Origin of the sequence: Rhizobium sp. BK049, from assembly GCF_014193135.1 — a bacterium.
GTDB lineage: Bacteria > Pseudomonadota > Alphaproteobacteria > Rhizobiales > Rhizobiaceae > Rhizobium.
Window position 1 is genome coordinate 80,328 of the sequence record NZ_JACHYV010000002.1, and the last position, 18,012, is coordinate 98,339.

At 61.5% G+C, this 18,012-nt stretch carries 18 protein-coding genes; 10 read left to right on the forward strand and 8 right to left on the reverse strand.

Features of this window, described 5'->3' with window-relative positions; translation table 11 throughout:
- Positions 1–111 precede the first annotated feature (111 nt).
- Positions 112–1,299 (forward strand): Gfo/Idh/MocA family oxidoreductase, encoded by a 1,188-nt coding sequence (locus FHT70_RS02360; RefSeq protein ID WP_097597198.1) that lies wholly within the window; start codon positions 112–114, stop codon positions 1,297–1,299.
- Between the two features lie 73 nt (positions 1,300–1,372).
- Here the strand turns inward: FHT70_RS02360 and FHT70_RS02365 are convergent, their stop codons facing one another.
- A complete protein-coding gene (locus FHT70_RS02365; protein ID WP_183698644.1) occupies positions 1,373–1,774 on the reverse strand; it encodes a DoxX family protein in 402 nt (133 codons plus the stop codon).
- A gap of 267 nt (positions 1,775–2,041) precedes the next feature.
- Here FHT70_RS02365 and FHT70_RS02370 point away from each other — a divergent pair, with 267 nt between their 5' ends.
- Both FHT70_RS02370 and FHT70_RS02375 read left to right on the forward strand, forming a co-directional pair.
- Positions 2,042–3,436 (forward strand): GH1 family beta-glucosidase, encoded by a 1,395-nt coding sequence (locus FHT70_RS02370; protein WP_183698646.1) that lies wholly within the window; start codon positions 2,042–2,044, stop codon positions 3,434–3,436.
- Between the two features lie 81 nt (positions 3,437–3,517).
- Positions 3,518–5,731 (forward strand): EAL domain-containing protein, encoded by a 2,214-nt coding sequence (locus FHT70_RS02375; protein ID WP_183698648.1) that lies wholly within the window; start codon positions 3,518–3,520, stop codon positions 5,729–5,731.
- 27 nt (positions 5,732–5,758) lie between these two features.
- Here the strand turns inward: FHT70_RS02375 and FHT70_RS02380 are convergent, their stop codons facing one another.
- The 3 genes from FHT70_RS02380 to FHT70_RS02390 all read right to left on the reverse strand — a co-directional run bounded on the left by FHT70_RS02380 (position 5,759) and on the right by FHT70_RS02390 (position 8,150).
- Positions 5,759–6,688, reverse strand: coding sequence for a rhodanese-related sulfurtransferase (locus FHT70_RS02380; RefSeq protein ID WP_183698650.1), 930 nt, complete (start codon positions 6,686–6,688; stop codon positions 5,759–5,761).
- An 87-nt stretch (positions 6,689–6,775) separates the two neighbouring features.
- Positions 6,776–7,684: a CHAD domain-containing protein gene (locus FHT70_RS02385; RefSeq protein WP_183698652.1), complete on the reverse strand. Its 909-nt coding sequence runs from the start codon at positions 7,682–7,684 to the stop codon at positions 6,776–6,778.
- Positions 7,662–8,150, reverse strand: coding sequence for a CYTH domain-containing protein (locus tag FHT70_RS02390; RefSeq protein ID WP_183698654.1), 489 nt, complete (start codon positions 8,148–8,150; stop codon positions 7,662–7,664). The genes FHT70_RS02385 and FHT70_RS02390 overlap by 23 nt, the downstream gene beginning before the upstream one ends.
- Positions 8,151–8,305: 155 nt before the next feature.
- On the opposite strand from FHT70_RS02390, the gene FHT70_RS02395 reads away from it, so the two are divergent.
- From FHT70_RS02395 to FHT70_RS02410, 4 genes are all read left to right on the forward strand, one after another.
- A complete protein-coding gene (locus FHT70_RS02395) occupies positions 8,306–8,944 on the forward strand; it encodes a 2-dehydro-3-deoxy-phosphogluconate aldolase (protein ID WP_097597203.1) in 639 nt (212 codons plus the stop codon).
- Between the two features lie 110 nt (positions 8,945–9,054).
- Positions 9,055–9,774: a tellurite resistance TerB family protein gene (locus tag FHT70_RS02400; protein ID WP_183698656.1), complete on the forward strand. Its 720-nt coding sequence runs from the start codon at positions 9,055–9,057 to the stop codon at positions 9,772–9,774.
- Positions 9,775–9,891: 117 nt separating this feature from the next.
- The gene (locus tag FHT70_RS02405; protein ID WP_097597205.1) at positions 9,892–10,587 is read left to right on the forward strand and encodes a GNAT family protein; all 696 of its coding nucleotides are present in this window, start codon (positions 9,892–9,894) and stop codon (positions 10,585–10,587) included.
- Positions 10,584–10,790, forward strand: coding sequence for a hypothetical protein (locus FHT70_RS02410; RefSeq protein ID WP_183698658.1), 207 nt, complete (start codon positions 10,584–10,586; stop codon positions 10,788–10,790). The genes FHT70_RS02405 and FHT70_RS02410 overlap by 4 nt, the downstream gene beginning before the upstream one ends.
- Before the next feature lies 1 nt (position 10,791).
- Here FHT70_RS02410 and FHT70_RS02415 read toward each other — a convergent pair whose 3' ends face one another.
- The 3 genes from FHT70_RS02415 to FHT70_RS02425 all read right to left on the reverse strand — a co-directional run bounded on the left by FHT70_RS02415 (position 10,792) and on the right by FHT70_RS02425 (position 13,527).
- Positions 10,792–11,868 carry a nickel/cobalt transporter gene (locus FHT70_RS02415; protein ID WP_183698660.1) on the reverse strand — a complete coding sequence of 359 codons (1,077 nt, stop codon included), beginning with the start codon at positions 11,866–11,868 and terminating at the stop codon, positions 10,792–10,794.
- Positions 11,862–12,503, reverse strand: a complete 642-nt coding sequence (locus FHT70_RS02420; protein WP_097597208.1) for a DUF1007 family protein — start codon at positions 12,501–12,503, stop codon at positions 11,862–11,864. Before FHT70_RS02420 ends, FHT70_RS02415 begins: the two co-directional genes overlap by 7 nt.
- Before the next feature lie 130 nt (positions 12,504–12,633).
- Entirely contained in the window at positions 12,634–13,527 is an 894-nt protein-coding gene (locus FHT70_RS02425; RefSeq protein WP_064805022.1) for a LysR family transcriptional regulator, read from the reverse strand.
- 531 nt (positions 13,528–14,058) lie between these two features.
- Between FHT70_RS02425 and odc2 the strand changes: the two genes are divergently transcribed.
- The 3 genes from odc2 (at position 14,059) to FHT70_RS02440 (ending at position 17,196) form a co-directional block, all read left to right on the forward strand.
- Positions 14,059–15,192 (forward strand): ornithine/lysine decarboxylase, encoded by a 1,134-nt coding sequence (gene odc2, locus FHT70_RS02430; protein ID WP_183698662.1) that lies wholly within the window; start codon positions 14,059–14,061, stop codon positions 15,190–15,192.
- A 96-nt stretch (positions 15,193–15,288) separates the two neighbouring features.
- Positions 15,289–15,879, forward strand: coding sequence for an N-acetyltransferase (locus FHT70_RS02435; RefSeq protein ID WP_183698663.1), 591 nt, complete (start codon positions 15,289–15,291; stop codon positions 15,877–15,879).
- A gap of 213 nt (positions 15,880–16,092) precedes the next feature.
- A complete protein-coding gene (locus FHT70_RS02440; RefSeq protein ID WP_183698665.1) occupies positions 16,093–17,196 on the forward strand; it encodes a serine hydrolase in 1,104 nt (367 codons plus the stop codon).
- Here the strand turns inward: FHT70_RS02440 and cysE are convergent.
- Positions 17,193–18,011 (reverse strand): serine O-acetyltransferase, encoded by an 819-nt coding sequence (cysE, locus tag FHT70_RS02445; RefSeq protein ID WP_183698667.1) that lies wholly within the window; start codon positions 18,009–18,011, stop codon positions 17,193–17,195. The genes FHT70_RS02440 and cysE overlap by 4 nt on opposite strands.
- Position 18,012: the final 1 nt, after the last annotated feature.

Consider the following 18,012-nt stretch of genomic DNA (forward strand, 5'->3'; position numbering starts at 1 on the left):
GTGGGCGTAAACACCGCGGCATATCACCTTCTCCCCGCGAGCGCGGAGAAGGTGGCGGCAGCCGGATGAGGGGCGCGCATCCGCACCAGGTTAAATTTCAGGAGGACAAGAATGGCAATCGAAGCATCATCGGAACAGACACGCGAGCCGCGCATCCGGCTGGGGATGGTGGGCGGCGGCGCGGGCGCGTTCATCGGTGCGGTGCACCGCATCGCAGCCCGCATCGACGATCAATACGATCTCATCGCCGGCGCATTGTCGTCGACGCCTGAGAAGGCGGTTCAGTCCGGCCGCGACCTTGGACTCGACCCGTCGCGGACCTATTCCAGCTACCGCGAAATGGCGATCCGCGAGGCGAAGCTGAAGAACGGCATCGAGGCGGTCGCGATCGTTACCCCGAACCATGTGCATTACGACGCGGCCAAGGAATTCCTGAAACGCGGCATCCATGTTATCTGCGACAAGCCGCTGACATCGAACCTTGCGGACGCGAAGAAGCTGAAGAAGGTGGCCGACGAGAGCGGCGCGCTCTTCGTGCTGACGCACAACTACACCGGGTATCCGATGGTCCGTCAGGCGCGCGAGATGGTCGCGAACGGTGAGCTCGGCGATATCAGAGTGGTCCAGGCCGAATATCCGCAGGACTGGCTGACGGAAGCGGTCGAACAGACCGGCCAAAAGCAGGCGGCTTGGCGCACCGATCCGGCCCAGTCCGGCGTCGGCGGGTCCACAGGCGATATCGGCACGCATGCCTATAATCTCGCTTCGTTCATAACTGGCCTGGAACTCGACAGCCTGGCTGCCGATCTCGACAGCTTTGTTCCCGGCCGCCGGCTTGATGACAATGCTCATGTCATGCTGCGTTTCAAGGCGAAGGGCGCGGAAAAGCCGGCCAAGGGCATGCTCTGGTGCAGCCAGGTGGCGCCCGGCCATGAAAACGGCCTGATGGTTCGCGTCTACGGAACCAAGGGCGGGCTGGAATGGACCCAGAAGGACCCGAACTATCTATGGTACACGCCGTTCGGCGAGCCGAAGCGGCTGATCACCCGCGGCGGCGCCGGCGCCGGAGCGGCGGCCGGTCGTGTCTCGCGGGTGCCGTCGGGGCATCCGGAAGGTTACCTTGAGGCATTCGCGACGATCTATACGGAAGCCGCACATGCGATCAACGCCCGCAAGAAGGGCAAGGCTGTCGACAAGGCTGTGGTCTACCCCACCGTCGATGACGGCGTGAAGGGCGTGGCCTTCGTCGAAGCCTGCGTTGCCTCTTCGAAGAAAAACGGCGCATGGGTCAAGGTCTGAGTTTACCGATCGGCGTGGCTCGAGGAAAATGCCGAGGTGGGCTCAGGTCGCCTCGGCGTTTTGCTTATGGTCATTAGGCAGCAGCGCGGCCACGCTTCAGCAGGTTATCGACGCTGAGCGGGCCGGCGCCTGCCGCCACCAGATAGAGAAACACGAAGCAGAACAGGATTGCAGCGACGCCGCCGTTCTGGGCGGGATAAAAGCTCTTGCCAGCATGGCCGATAAAATAGGCGAATGCCATCAGCCCCGAGAGCACGAAGGCTGCGATGCGGGTCTGGAATCCCACCAGGACGAGGAAGCCGAGGATGAGTTCGATCAGTCCGGCAATCCAGGAGAGCGAGCCGATCGGCGGCACGCTTGCCGCGGCCGGAAAATGCAGGATCTTCTGCGTTCCATAGCTGAAAAGCACAAGCGATGAGACGATGCGCAGCAGGCTCAGCAGATGCGGCTGCAGCAGATGGATTGAAGAGAGCATTGGGTTCCTTTCATGTTTGGCGATGCCTTCGCTGTGTAGTGATCATGGGCTCGGCAGCAAGTCACGACTGCTGACATTCGCGTTATGAGAGCAATCGGAGGCGAAAAACGCGGCAAGTCGAAGCGGCTGGCTTGCGCAGTCTCCGCCGCTCGGTAGCCTATACTGTAACGTTGCAGTTTTTCTGCTGCCGGGCCTGTACTTTGCTTGCCGGCTTGGCTAAATCCGAGCCCCACGGTCAATTCAGATGCTGAGAGACAGGATTTACAGATGATCGATGCGAAGACGCTTGCAAGCCGCTTTCCCGGTGATTTCACCTTCGGTGTTGCCACCGCCGCCTTCCAGATCGAGGGCGCCGGTAAGGCCGATGGCCGCAAGCCGTCCATCTGGGATGCTTTCTGCAACATGCCCGGCCGCGTCTACAATCGCGACAACGGCGACGTTGCCTGCGACCACTATAACCGCCTGGAGCAGGACCTCGATCTCATCAAGGAGATGGGTGTCGAAGCCTATCGCTTCTCCATTGCCTGGCCGCGTATCATCCCGGAGGGCACGGGTCCGGTGAACGAGGCGGGCCTCGACTTCTACGATCGGCTGGTCGACGGCTGCAAGGCGCGCGGGATCAAGACCTTCGCGACGCTCTACCATTGGGACCTGCCCCTGCTGCTCGCGGGCGATGGCGGTTGGACGGCGCGCTCGACTGCCTATGCCTTTCAGCGTTACGCCAAGACTGTCATGAGCCGCCTCGGCGACCGCCTCGATGCCGTCGCCACCTTCAACGAGCCCTGGTGCATCGTCTGGCTGAGCCACCTCTACGGTATCCATGCTCCGGGTGAGCGCAATATGCAGGCTGCCCTTCACGCCATGCATTACATGAATCTTGCCCACGGACTCGGCGTCGAGGCAATCCGTTCGGAAGCTCCCAATGTGCCGGTCGGGCTTGTGCTCAACGCCGCCTCGATCATCCCGGGCTCCGACAGCCCGGCCGATCTTGCCGCCGCCGAACGTGCGCATCAGTTCCACAACGGCGCCTTCTTCGATCCCGTCTTCAAAGGCGAATATTCGAAGGAATTCGTCGAGGCGCTCGGTGACCGCATGCCCGTCATCGAAGACGGCGATCTGAAGCTCATCAGCCAGAAGCTCGATTGGTGGGGTCTGAATTACTACACGCCCGAGCGCGTCGTCGACGATGCCGAACGAAAAGGCGATTTCCCCTGGACGGTGAAAGCGCCACCGAGAAGTGACATCAAGACCGATATCGGCTGGGAAATCTATGCGCCGGGGTTGAAGCTCCTGGTCGAGAACCTTTATCGCCGCTATGACCTGCCGGAATGCTACATCACCGAAAACGGTGCCTGCGACAATACTGGTGTTGTCGATGGCGAGGTCGACGATACGATGCGTCTCGATTATCTCGGCGATCATCTCGACGTCGTGGCCGACCTCATCAAGGACGGTTACCCCATGCGCGGCTATTTCGCCTGGAGCCTGATGGATAATTTCGAATGGGCCGAAGGCTACCGTATGCGCTTTGGCCTCGTCCATGTCGATTACCAAACGCAGGTCCGCACGGTGAAGAAGAGCGGCAAATGGTATAGCGCACTTGCGGCAGAATTTCCGAAAGGCAATCACATGCCGGCTCAGCAGAACAAACTGAAAAAATAGACCGGCGGAAAGCTGCAACAGGCAGTTGCTTAAACGTTTCTGAACCCTTGACTGGCAAACTCCGCTGGTCAGGGAGCCGGAATGCAAATACTCGAAAAATTGCAGGGCAGGGGATCGGCCATAGGCCGTCACATCACCGTCACGGGCGTGCTGTTCTCCTTTGCTGTCATCGTCGCGGTCGCCACCATCATGGTGTTGACGGCACTCGAACGCGTCGCTGAGAACGCCAATGTCCTTGACGACGAGCGCTCACGCGAAACGACGATCGGCGCGTTGAAGACCTTCGAGGATCAGCTCGGCGCGACGCTCGACGATTATGCCGCTTGGGATGATGCCGCTGCCAACGTCTATGCGTCCGATGGCATGGCGTGGACGGTCAGCAACTACGGCGAGATGTCGGTCAACAGCTCGCTTTTCGACATGGCGATCCTTGTCGATGATGCGAAGAACTCGATCATGGCCTATCGCGACGGCAAGCCGATGGAGGAGCCGCCCGCGGATTTCTTCGCGCCCTCGCTGTGGAAACTGTTCGACGTGGTCAAGGCGGCCGGCACGGTCGAGACGCCCCAGGCGGTCGGTTTCATCACCAGCAAACGCGGCATTGCCGCTGTCGGCGTGGCATTGGTGCGGAAGAAATCCGGCGCGCTTGATGCGCCCGCCGGGCAGCACCGTTATCTTATTTTCGCCCGCCATCTCGATGACGACAGGGTGGCCGGGCTCGGGCAGACCTATGTGATCGCCGGACTGAGGCTGGCGCCGCCGAATTTCGCGGCCGAATATCTCGTACCTATCGCCGATCCGTCGGGGGCAACGATCGGCAAGCTCGTCTGGAATTCTCGCTCACCCGGCAATATCGCCTACGCGCAGGTGCGGCCGATGGTCATCCAGGCACTCGGTCTCGTTGGGCTCTTCTTCGTGGTGCTGCTGGCCATCGGCTGGTTGGCCGGCCGACGCCTGAAGGCGGAGGAAAACAGCGCGCGCGAAGAGGCGCTGCGCGACAGGCTGAGCGGCCTTTCCAATCGCGACGGCCTCGGGCTCGCCGTCGATCGTTTTGTGCTCGAAGCGCGCCAGAGCAAACGCAATGTGCTGCTCCTCTATCTCGACCTCGACGGTTTCAAGGAAGTCAATGACAGCTATGGGCATGGCACCGGCGACCAGTTGATCCGCGCGGTCGCGGCCGGCCTTAAAGTATTGATCCCGCAAGGCGCAGTTCTCGCCCGCATCGGCGGAGATGAATTTGCGATCGCCTTTCTCTCCGATGCCGAGAACGCTGCCGCCCTCCAGCTTGCCGAGCAGATCCTTGATTTTCTCGTCGAGCCGCTGGAGATCGGTCGCCGTGTTGTCGTCGTTGGCGCCAGCATCGGCATCGCCATGTCGCCTGCCGGTGCAATCGATCGCGAGGAACTGGTGCGCCGTTCCGACCTTGCCATGTACAAGGCGAAGGAGGCGGGCCGTGCGCGCATGACGCTTTACGATCCGTCGATGGATGCAGACCGGCAGCAGCGCAATGCGCTGGAGCTCGATCTCAGAATCGCCATTGAAAGCGGTGACCTGACGCTTGCCTATCAGCCGCTGGTCGATGCGGGGACGCATGCGCTGACCGGCGTCGAGGCGCTGGTACGGTGGAACCGTCCGGGACACGGCCCGGTTTCGCCCGAGGTGTTCATTCCGATCGCCGAGACCAGCGGCCTCATTGAATCGCTCGGCCTGTTCGTGCTGCGCAAGGCCTGCGAAACGGCCAAGCAGTGGCCGGAACTGAACGTCTCGGTCAATGTCTCGCCCGGCCAGTTCCGCAATCCCGCCTTCACCGATTATGTGCGCTACGTGTTGAAGCAGACGGAGATCGAGGCCAGCCGCATCACGCTCGAGATCACCGAAGGTTATATGATCCAGAATCCGCAGCGCACTCGCCAGTCGATTGAACGGCTGAAGGGGCTGGGGGTTAAAGTGGCGCTCGATGACTTCGGTTCCGGCTTCTCTTCGATCGGCTATCTCAGACAGTTCGGCTTCGACCGCATCAAGATCGACCGCTCACTGGTCATGGGCATCAACGAGGACAAGCGCCAGCGCGAAATGCTGCAGGCAACGGTGGCGCTCGCCCGCTCGCTCGATATCCCGGTGACGGCGGAAGGCATCGAGACCGAGGGACAGGCGGTCGCCATGCGCCTGTTCGGCTGCGACTGTCTGCAAGGCTATTTGTTCGGAAAGCCTCTGGCGGCCGAGCGAATTAGCGAGATGCTGAACGAGCTTCGTACTGCGGAGCAATCAACCCGGCGCCGCCTCGGCGCGGCCTGACGGCGAAATTCCCGGGGCGCGAGCTCATCAGCTGCCGATATGCCGTTGACCGCGTTTTTTCGCCAGCGCGATCTGATGCTGCCGCTGACGGTAGCGCAGCCGGTCTTCCTCTGTCCTCGTGTGATAACAGTGGCTGCAGGAAACGCCTTCCTCATAAAGCGGCGAGGCAATTTCCTCTGAAGTGATCGGGTTGCGGCAGGCGTGGCACAGCCGGTGCTCGCCTTCCTTCAAGCCGTGTTCGACGGATACACGCTCATCAAAGACGAAACAGGCGCCCTCCCAGAGGCTTTCTTCCTGCGGCACTTCCTCCAGATATTTCAGGATGCCGCCCTTTAGATGATAGACCTCATCGAAACCCTCGGCCTTCATGAAGGCCGTGGCCTTCTCGCAGCGTATGCCGCCGGTGCAATACATGGCGACTTTGGGCTTGTTGTGCAGCCCCGTATTCCGGCGCACCCAATCAGGAAATTCGCGGAATGTCTTGGTCTTGGGGTCGAGCGCGCCACGAAAGGTACCGATTGCCGTCTCATAGTCGTTGCGGGTGTCGATGACGATCGTATCGGGATCGGAGATCAGCGCGTTCCAGTCCCGGGGCGCCACATAAGTACCGACAGTCTTATTGGGGTCGATGTCCTCGACGCCCATGGTGACGATTTCCTTCTTCAGCTTCACCTTCATGCGCAGGAAGGGCATTTTCGAGGCGCGGCTTTCCTTGTGCTCCAGGCTCGCAAATTCCGGCTGGGCACGCAGGAAGGCGAGCACGGCGTGGATGCCGGCATCCGGTCCCGCGATCGTACCGTTGATGCCCTCATTCGCCAGAAGCAGCGTTCCCCTGATGTCGTTTTCCTCGCACAGCGCCTGCAGCGGGGCCCGCAAGGTGGCAAAGCGCGGCACGGATACGAAATGGTAGAGCGCCGCTACCAGGAACGGGCCGGTGTGTGTCAGGCTGTCGGTCATGGGCGGGAAATACAGAAAATTGACCGTTCGCGCAATTGCCTTCCGCGCAGGCGGCCGACCGTCTTCAGGATCGCGCCTGCCCATCGCTCAATTCGCAGCCGTCAGCCAGAGAAGCTCGATACGCTCCGATTCCTCATCGGGATCATCGGCGAAGACGGTTTCGGCTTTGAGGAGGGCGTGCCGCCGGTCTTCCTGCTGGCGGAAGATGATCGCGTCAAGAAGATGCGCCAGATCGTCGTTGCGGGTGAAGAGCTGCGGCTCGGCTTCGACTAGCTCACAGAGTACGGCAAGGTCATGGATGTGGCCGAGATCCTCAACCAGTTCCTTGGCCGCATCGCGCTTGGCCTTCATCGCGGTCGGCCAGATGTCGCGCAAAAGAGCGTGGTAGAGCCGATAATCATAGGAGCGTTTGCGCAGATCATGGAAATCCCCGGCCGATGCATCGCCGTGACATCTGGCAAGTGCCGCCTTTGCCTTGCGCGCGGTGCGGCGCCAGCTCTTCGCCAGCATGCGTGCGTTCTTGCGGTGGCTGCCATCGAAGGAAATGCCATCCAAAGCCGCGATTGCCTCCTTCAGCACGCCTGGGGCTTCTATCAGCCGCTGTTGCAGGCCGCTCTCGGCCTCCGCCATCCAGTCGCGGCGCCCCTCGAGAATGGTGACGATCCGGCCGAGCGCCTCGCTTTCCTCTTGCCCGCGGGCTGAATGCTGCAAATATTGGGCGGTGCCGATGAGCGCGGCAGCGTCGCGGATTGCCGAAAGCGAGCGCGCGGCATCACGCAGTCTTGCATTTTCCTGTTTCTGGAAATCCGGCACCTCGCGCGCGACGAGCCGGTAGAGCGAGCGCAATCGCTTCAGGTTTTTTCGGAAGGAATGGATCGCCTCGTGCGCACCGTCCGGCCGCTCTTCGAGAAAGATAATGGCACCTTCCAGCTGCTCAGTCGCGACGCTCCTGAATGCCTCGGTGAAATCGGCGTCAGGCCGAATGCGATAGGCCATGCCTGTCGTGCCCGTATTCTGTGGCAAGGGCCTGGTTGGAGTAGCGGAAATCGCCGGTCACTTCGCGGCCAAGCCAGGCGGGCAGGACGGGTTTGTCAGTTTCTGCCGTCATCTCCACTTCGGCAATCACCAGTCCGCGATGCTCACCGGCAAAGACGTCGACTTCCCAGACGAAGCCTTGATGCGGGACGCGGTAGCGCGTCTTCTCGATGACGACGCCGATCGCGCTCTGCAACAGCTCCTCGGCATCGGCAATCGGGATGTCATATTCGAATTCGTCACGGGTGATGGCACTGCGGCCAATCTTGATCGTCAGCTTCGCTTTCCTGCCGTCGAGGGTGCGAACGCGAACGGAACGGTCGTCCATCGAGGAGATGTAACCCTGCCTCAGGACAGACTTGCTCTCGACGGCGGAACGCCATCCATCGCCGCGTACAAGAAACTTCCGCTCGATCTCTTTCGCCATGTCGGTGAACCTTTTGTGACGATCGCCGCACGGTAGACCAATTTCCAGGCATTTCATACCCTTCTTCTCACGCAGCCGGGTTTTATCTCGACAAGGTTCGGCGAGGGCGTTATTCGGAATGCAAATTTCAATCGTTTCAAGGAGGTCGTGCAACCATGGGCGAGAAAACAGAGAAGCTCCTCTCCATCCTGAAACTCCAGCCGGTCGTTCCGGTCCTGATCGTTGACGATGCCAGGTCGGCGGTGCCGCTGGCCCGCGCGCTCGTCGCAGGCGGCCTGAAAGCAATCGAGATCACCATGCGCACGCCGGCGGCACTTGAGGCCGTGCGCGCCGTCGCCGCCGAGGTCGAGGGCGCCGAAGTCGGCGCCGGCACCATCCTGAATGCCGCCCATTGGGAAGCGGCTGTCGAGGCCGGCTCGAAGTTCATCGTCAGCCCGGGCACGACGCAGGAGCTGATTGATGCCGCCGCCGATTCCGACGTGCCGCTGCTTCCGGGAGCTGCGACCGCCAGCGAAGTCATGGCGCTGCGTGAGGAAGGCTATCAGGTGCTGAAGTTCTTTCCGGCTGAGCAGGCCGGGGGCGCCGCTTATCTCAAGGCACTCTCTTCGCCGCTCGCCGGCACGCTGTTCTGCCCGACCGGCAGCATTTCGCTGAAGAATGCCAGGGATTATCTTTCGCTGCCGAACGTCGTCTGTGTCGGCGGTTCGTGGGTTGCGCCGAAGGAACTGGTCGCTGCCGGCGACTGGACTGGCATCACCAGGCTCGCGGCGGAGGCCGCCGCGCTGAAGGCCTGAGGTTGCATGGGCGGGGATGTGCGCAGGCACAGCCCCCACGCCCAATATTTGTATTTCAGCCGTCGCAAACCTATGTTCTCCTCCGGCCTCAAACAGGGAGACGACGAGGAATGTTCGACGCAAAAAAGCTTCTCGACCAATTCTTGGGTTCGCAGGTGCCGGGTCTCGGCGGTTCAGTCCGCGACAGGGCGGGCGAGGCCATGCAGACGGTAAAGAACAATCCGATGAAGACCGGCGCGATCGCAGCCGTGCTTCTTGGCACCAAGACCGGTCGCAGTATCGCCGGCAATGCGTTGGCGATCGGCGGTCTTGCCGCTATCGCCGGCCTTGGCTATCAGGCCTACAAGAACTATCAGTCGGGCCAAGCGCCCGCGGCCCCCTCGGATGCGCCGTCGGCAAACAATCCGGTGCTCCTGCCGCCGCCCGTCGAATCCGGTTTCGGACCGGCATCGCCTGCTGGCAGCAACGAATTCGTGCTGGTGCTGATCCGGGCGATGATCGCCGCAGCCAAGGCCGACGGCCATATCGACGACGCCGAACGCGCCCTGATCATGGACAAGATCAAGGCCGCTGACGTCAGCGGCGAGGCTGCCGCTTTTATCGAGGGCGAACTAGCGTCACCGACGGATATCGACGCGCTCGTGGCTGCGGCGGTCACGGAAGAACAGCGCGTCGAGCTCTACACCGCCTCGCGGCTGACCATCGATCCGGATTCGCGCGCCGAGCGCGGTTATCTCGATCTGCTCGCCGGCCGGCTCGGCCTCGCCGATCAACTGGTCGACCATATCGAGGCGACGGTGTCATCCGCCAAGACGACCTTGTCACAGTGACATCCAGGCCGGTTGCCTTTATCGGGCGACTGGCCTATCCACTCCCGGAGCCTTCCCCGGTTAAATTGACGCTTTCGTCAATTTAACCGGGGAAGGCTCTGGAATAGGGGAGTGAACATGCGCGATGTTGCAAATTTCAAGGGCTGCCCGGCGCCAAAGCCGGTTACGCTGAAAGGCCGTTTCGTCACGGTCGAGCCCTATCGTCGCGAAGAACATCTCGAGGCGCTGTGGGACGGGCTCGGCGGCATGGGCATCAACCGGCTGCTTCTTTATTTCGCGCAAGACGACTTCTCCGGTATCGAGGATTTCGCCAACTGGCTGGAAAGCGTCTACACCAAGTCCGGCTGGCTCACCCATATCTTCCGTGACAACGCCACAGGAAAGGTCGTCGGCATGGCGAACTACATGCGCGCCGACCCGGCAAACGGTGTCGTCGAAATCGGCGGCGTGGCTCATGGTCGCGAGATGAGCCGTTCGCCGCTGTCCACCGAAGCGCAGTACCTTATGGCCAAACATGTGTTCGAGGACCTCGGCTATCGCCGCTACGAATGGAAATGCGACAATAAGAATGAGGCGAGCAAGATAACGGCACTGCGCTACGGCTTCAGCTTTGAAGGGGTGTTCCGTCAGCACATGATCTCCAAGCATCGCAATCGCGATACTGCCTGGTTCTCGATGATCGACGCCGAATGGCCGCTGATCAACGATGCTTTCGAGGCCTGGCTTTCGCCCGAAAATTTTGACGCGGCCGGCAAACAGATCCGCCGCCTGCAGGATATTCGTGCGGATCTGGAAAAGGAAAGGCTCGCGTGAGCCCGGAAAGCCGCTCGCAGGCGGTCGCCGCCGCTGTCATCCTGCTCGGCGCGGGCATCGTCCTCTATTTTCTGCCGACCATCGTTCTATGGATCGGCAATTTCTCGCCGATGCTGGGGATTACAGTCGGCTTCTGCCTGATCATGGCGTTTTTTGCGGTCTTCTGGCTGCGGGCGCGCTATCAGCGCCACAGAGGAAAATAGTCTACGCTTGCAGGGAGGCCCCGAGCAGGACGGCGCCCATCAGGATGACAAGCAGGGCGCCGAGGATTTCAATGGCGTTGCCAACCCAGACGGAAGCCGTCGAGCCGCGTCCGGAGAGGCGGACGGCCGCACTCTTGGCGGTGACGGCAAGGGTCGCGAGCACGGAAACCGTGATCGCCGTGCCGAGCGACATGGCAGCGACCGAAAGCGCGCCGCCGAGATAGAGGCCGTTCAGCAGCGAGAACGTCATGACAAGCAAAGCCCCGGAGCAGGGTCGAAGGCCGACGGCTACGATCGCCGACCAGGCCTCGCGGACGCTGAAGCTGTCGCCGGCGAGCAGGGCCGGATCGGGCACGTGCGTATTGCCGCAGGTCTCGCAGGCCATGCCGGGAACGAAGCTGTGGCCGGCGTTCACGGCCTGCGCCTTGCCGTTGAAGGCATAGGACTGGCGTTCGGCTGCGTTATCCTTCCATTCCAGCATCATGGACACCGGACCGGCCGACGTCGCCACCAGCCGGCGGCGCGGCAGATGGCTTGCCATCGAACGCAGTTTGCGGAACAGCAGCCAGCCACCGAAGAGGATGACCATGATGAAGCTCATGACTTCCATGGCATGAGTGGCTGTCGTCAGCGTAATCCCGGTGCCGCGCAGCACCAGCCAGGCGCCGCCGACCAGCGCCATGGCGACGACGCCCTGAATGAAAGCCGAAATGAAGGAAATAACCACGCCGCGCTTCAGCTCGACCTCGTTGGCGATCATGTAGGAGGAGATGACCGCCTTGCCGTGACCGGGGCCGGCGGCATGGAAGACGCCGTAGGCGAAGGAAAGGCCGATCAGCGATGTCAGCTGCCACGGATCTTCGCGCATGCCCTTCAGCGCACCGGTCAGCGCCCTGTAGAAGGCCTGCTGTTCATAGTTCACGTAGAGCAAAAGCGGCGCAAACGGTCCGCCTGTCGGTTGAAAACTCGGTTCGGCCGTGCCGATGCCGAGCGGCGATTGCGCGTGGGCGAGGCTTGCCGCCGTCAGGAGCGCGAGCAGTGCTGCGGAAAGGATGAGGGACGGGCGTTTGATCAGCATGTGAGCTCCAGCCGTGTGGCGAAGAGTTTGGACATGTTGGTGCCGGTGGGGTCGTTGAAGAAGGCGTCCGTCAGCGACTGCTTGTTTTGCGAGATCACCTCGTCGGCATCCGGCCTTACCACCTGGTGCTTGCAGGCCTTGAAGCCGTCGCCCACCGTTGCCAGCTCGTTGTCTGTGGGAAAATCAATCGACGTATAGAGCGTCGGATCGTAGACGCCGAAGGTAAGCCTGCCCTTGAGCGGCATCTTCTCCGCCGGCTTGACCGCAAAGAACATCAGGAGCTGGCCGTTCTTATAGTCGACATGGATGATGTCCGGCTGCTGGACGGTGATGCTCTTCCCGTTGATCGTCAGGTTCATGTAATAATCGTAATCGGCAAGCGATTGCTTCACCGTTTTGCCGACCTGCGCGAGTTCGTTCGGCTCCAGCTTCAGATCGGTGTTCTTGTCGAAATCCATGACGACCGAAGAGGAAAAGACCTCGTCAAAGCGCCAGACATTACGCAGTTCCTCGACGCTGCCGTCAGCGCCGGCCACGACTTCGAGCCGCGCCTCCACAAAGATGTGCGGATGCGCAAAGGCGGCGGCCGGCGCCAGCGAAAGAAGCGCGGTGATCAATGGTATGGATTTGTTCATGCGTCCCGCTGCCTTATTCGCTCGACCCGAGTTCTTGCCAGAAATTGGGACGGAATTGGGACCGGTTTGTCGGTGAGTCCCCATCGGCACCGCTCCATCGTCCGACCGGACAGGTCCCGCCGTGCAGATCTCAAGGATGCTTCTTGAACCAATTGTGCAGGTAATCGACAAAGATCCTCACCTTGGCCGGCAAGTATCGACGGTGCGGATAGACGGCGTAGATGCCGCGGTCGGTCGGAATGTAATCGTTGAATAGCGTCACCAGCTCGCCGCTTTCGATCGGCTTGCGGGCGATGAAATCGGGAATAAGGGCGATGCCGATCCCGGCGAGGGCAGCGCGCAGCGTCGCGTGCGGGCTGTTGACCTCGATCGGCCCGGAGACGGCGACGGCGAAGGTTGTGTTGTCAGGATTGTGGAAGCGGATGCTGCCCTGGGTGCGCGAATTGGTATCGACGATAAAGGGAAGATTGGAAATGTCGCTTGGATGCTCCAGATCGGGATGGCGCTCGAGAAAATCCGGCGTGGCGCAGAGGTGGACGCGGAAATCGGAGATCTTGCGGGCGATCATGCCGGAATCTTCGAGCTTGCTGATGCGGATCGCCACGTCAAACCCTTCCTCGATCAGGTCGACGAACCGGTCGTCGGCGGCAATCTCCAGCGAAAGGTCCGGGTTCTCGCCGGCGAAATCGATCAGCGACTGGCCCACGTCGGCGTCGACGAAGGTGCGGGGCACGGAGACGCGCAACCGTCCCTTCAGCTGTGCATTGTTTTCGCGCACGAGATCGGCAAGGTTGTCGATCTCCTTCAAAATATCGGAGGCGCTGCGATAATAGGTGTGGCCGGCCTCCGTCATGGAGAACTGCCGGGTGGTGCGGTTGAGCAGCAGTGCGCCGAGCTCGTCTTCCAGTTCACGCACATATTTCGACAACAGCGCCTTTGAGCGGCCGGTGCGCCTGGCGGCGGCGGAAAAGCCCTCAGCCTCGACGACATCGATGAAGGCGCGTATGCGCGTCAAGGTATCCATGGTGCTTTCCTAGAACTGTTTCGGAACATTGAACAAATTGGCCCGTTCTGTTCAATTATTTTTTTGCCCACAGGATCAAAAAATCGCTTGATTATGAAGGCGAATATTCTTATCTCCCAGTCAGCCCAAAGTCGCACGTGCCCATGGGTGTCCGCCGAACCCTCGAATTGGTGAGGAAATCGGTAAGGTACCTGGAATTAACCCCTCCAGTCGCTATTCCGGCCAACCGGAAAATGCGAGGACGCCTGAAGCAACGACGGTGCGGGCCTTTTTGTTCTCTCCCTGCTTTCCATCAGTGGGGGTTACTGAAGAGGCACACCATCATTGCCGGAAGTGCGGTTGGGACTCTCCCTCCAATCCATGGCAGACAAAGCCGAACTTACACCGCGTCCGCGGCGTTGGTTCACTATCCGCGCATCGAGCGCTTGCTATGGTTCCGGGGTCTCCACCGGCTGGTTCCAATGCGAGTTCTCGTATGCCCTTTGTCCTCCGGTTCATGCCGGAGCTCTGGAATTGGAAGAGGGAACTGAAATGACCACCCAGCGCATCCGCGACTTTCTCGCAACCCGACGTCCCGACGGTCCCTGCCTCGTGGTTGACCTCGATGTTATCAGAGACAATTTCCACGCCTTCCGTCACGCCATGCCGGATAGCGCCATTTACTACGCCGTCAAGGCCAACCCGGCTCCGGAAGTGTTGAAGCTGCTCGCAGGCCTCGGCTCCAATTTCGATTGCGCATCCGTTGCCGAAATCGAAATGGCGCTCGAAGCCGGTGCGACTGCTGCCCGCATCTCCTATGGCAACACGATCAAGAAGGAGCGTGACGTTGCTCGCGCGCACGCGCTCGGCGTCAGCCTCTTTGCGGTCGACAGCCACGAGGAAGTCGAGAAGATCTCGCGCGCCGCTCCCGGCGCCCGTGTCTTCTGCCGCGTGCTCACCGATGGCGAAGGCGCCGAATGGCCGCTGTCGCGCAAGTTCGGCTGCGTTCCGCAGATGGCGGTCGACGTTCTCGTCTACGCCCATCAGCTCGGCCTGCAGTCCTACGGCGTCTCGTTCCATGTCGGCTCACAGATGACCAAGGTCGATGCCTGGGATTCGGCTCTTGCCGATGCCAAGCGTGTCTTCGTCCAGCTCGCCAAGCAGGGCATCCACCTGCAGATGCTCAACATGGGCGGCGGCTTTCCGACCAAGTATCTGCGCGACGTTCCGTCCGCGGAAGCTTACGGCAAGTCGATCTATCAGGCGCTGCGCACGCATTTCGGCAACCAGATCCCGCAGACGATCATCGAGCCGGGTCGCGGCATGGTCGGCAATGCCGGTGTCATCAAGGCGGAAGTCGTGCTGATCTCCAAGAAGTCGGACAATGACGACGCCCGCTGGGTCTTCCTCGACATCGGCAAGTTCGGCGGTCTCGCCGAAACCATGGACGAGGCCATCCGTTACCCGATCCGCACGGAGCGCGACGGCGACGAGATGGAGCCCTGCGTGATCGCCGGCCCGACCTGCGACTCGGCCGACGTGCTGTATGAAAAAAACCTCTATCCGCTGCCGCTGTCTCTGACGATCGGCGACGAGGTGCTGATCGAAGGCACCGGCGCTTATACGACGACCTACTCGGCAGTCGCTTTTAACGGCTTCGAGCCGCTGAAGGCCTACGTCATCTAAGGTCTTGTTTCTGCTAGTCCCGTAACCAGCCGGGGCGGCAAATCCACAATTCTCCGAAGTCACCGTCTGAAACGGTTTTGAGTGCGGGAGGCCACGATGGCCGCTGTTCTTGATTCTGTCCGCGCATTCTTTGCGCCCTCCATTTTCACCATCGACACCGAAAATCCGTCGGATGTCGTCGCGCGTGAAAACCTGCTCGATCGCGTCATGGGCACTGACCGCCGCAAGAAATCGTCGGAGAAAATCCGTCGCAACCGCATTCCGGCCGAAGGACTTGCGCTGGTCGCGCGTGATCGCGACGGTCATCTGATCGGCACGGTACGGCTCTGGAACGTCGAGGCCGGCGTCAACGCCGAAGGCACGCCGATCAACGCGCTGCTGCTCGGCCCCCTGGCCGTCGATTGCCGTCACGGCGGCAAGGGCGTCGGCTCGGCCCTGATGCGCGCGGCAATTCTCGAGGCGAAGAACCGCGGGCATGGCGCCGTCCTGCTCGTCGGCGATGCCGCCTATTACGAGCGTTTCGGCTTCTTCGCCGAAAAGGCTCGCCATCTTGTCATGCCGGGTCCGTTCGAACGTTCGCGCTTTCTCGCGCTTGAGCTCACCGAAGGCTGGCTTGACGGCGCGGCCGGCATGATCGTTCCCTCGGGACGAATGCTGGCCAGCGCGCCGGTTCGCCGCGCAGCTTGAGCTGCGCGCCCGCCGGTGGGATAGGGAACTTTCCCTGCCGGTATTATCCGCGCCGCTGATCATGCGGGCAGGCGGGCCTGTCGTGGTTGCGGCGCGGATTGTCTTTCCAGCCGAGAGGATGAGGCGCAGGTAGCGGCTCACCAGCAGACACGATCGCGTGAAAAGTGCCATGGGCACGCGAAGATACTGCGGCGATATCCTATCTTCGGCCGCATGATCCGTATTTTTTCCCTTCTCCTTTTCTTCTGCCTCCCGTTTGGCGCAACAGGCCTGGCGTCCGCCCAGACCATGGCGTCCGCCGCTGGGCTTGGTCCGCGGCTCGACCAAGCGGCGAGCGACCCGGCGCTGCGGCCGCTCAAGACGGTGGTCGTCGCTCGCGACGGACGCGTGTTCATCGAACGCGGCTTCCGTGGTCATTCGCCGTCGGAATCGACCAATATCAAATCCGCTTCGAAATCGATCATTTCGGCGCTCGTCGGTATCGCGATCGACAAAGGATTGCTTGCTGGGCCGGACCAGAAGATCGCGCCGATCCTGAAGGCCGATCTTCCCTCATCGCCCGACCCGCGCCTCAACGACATCACCATCGGCAATCTTCTCTCCATGCAGGCGGGGCTCGACCGTATGTCCGGGCCGAATTATGGCCGCTGGGTCTCCTCGCCCAACTGGGTGCGCTTTGCACTCTCGCAGCCTTTCGTCGATCAGCCCGGCGGGGAGATGCTCTATTCCACCGCATCAACGCATCTGCTTTCGGCCATTCTGACCAAGGTCAGCGGCCGGTCGACCCTGGCGCTGGCGCGCGAATGGCTCGGCCCAGTCGAGGGTTTCCGCATCGGCGCATGGGAGCGCGACCCACAGGGCATCTATCTCGGTGGCAATCAGATGGCAATGAGCGCCCGGTCCCTACTTGCCTTTGGCGAACTTTATCGCAATGGCGGGCGTACGACGCAGGGAGTGCAGGTGGTGCCTGCCGACTGGATCGCGCAATCCTGGCAGCACCGCACCAATTCGCGCTTCTCCGGCGACGAATATGGCTATGGCTGGTTCACGCGTGAGATCGGCGGCGAGCAGGTGCATTTCGCCTGGGGTTATGGCGGCCAGATGCTCTACATCGTGCCGGCGCTCAATCTGACCGTCGTCATGACGTCCGAAGAGAGCGGTCCCTCGGCCCGAAACGGCTACCGGGATCTGCTACATGGTTTGCTGGCCGACATCATCGGCATCGTGCGGGCGGCTTCACCGCAGCGGCGGGCCGAAATCGAAGGATTCTGGGAAACCGGGCCCCATGGCGAAACGCGGGTTCTCCCGAAAGCTTAGATATTCTGATCCATCATCTCTGCCGGGATCTCATCGCCGCGGTGGATACGAACGACAGTGGCAGGAACGCCGGCGACCGTGCAATGTTCGGGGACCGGCTTCAGCACGACGCTGCCGGCGGCGATCTTGCTGAAGGCACCGATTTCGATATTGCCGAGAATCTTGGCACCTGCGCCGATCATAACGCCGTGGCGGATCTTCGGATGACGGTCGCCCGTCTCCTTGCCGGTGCCGCCGAGGGTGACGTTCTGCAGGATCGATACTTCGTCCTCGATCACAGCCGTTTCGCCGATCACGATGCCCGAGCCATGGTCTAGCATGATGGAAGCGCCGATCTGGGCCGCCGGATGGATATCCGGGCCGAAGACCAGCGAGGCGAGATTGGCGAGCCAGGTGGCAATCTCCCGGCGGCCGGCGCTCCACAGCGCATGGGCGACGCGATGCGTCTGCAGCGCATGAAAGCCCTTGAGGTTCAGAAGCGCATGCAGAAATGTGGTGCAGGCAGGGTCGCGATCGCGCACGGCGGCGAGATCGGCCTCAACTTTCCGCATGATATCGTCATCGAGCGTGGAAAGGATGAGATCGAACAGATCGCCAGTTTCGACGTGCGCCACCGCGAGCCGCGCCGCCAGCACGCGGGCGAGGATCTCATGGCTGGCGGTGGTATCCGTCACCTGCTCCGCCAGCAGTCGCCGCAACATCGGCTCGCGCCCCGCAAGCTTGCCCGCCTCAGCCCGGATCACCGTCCAGACGGATCCGCCATCTGAGGACTGCGGCTGTTGCACAGCCAAACCAGGGCCGGTCGATTTCGGCATT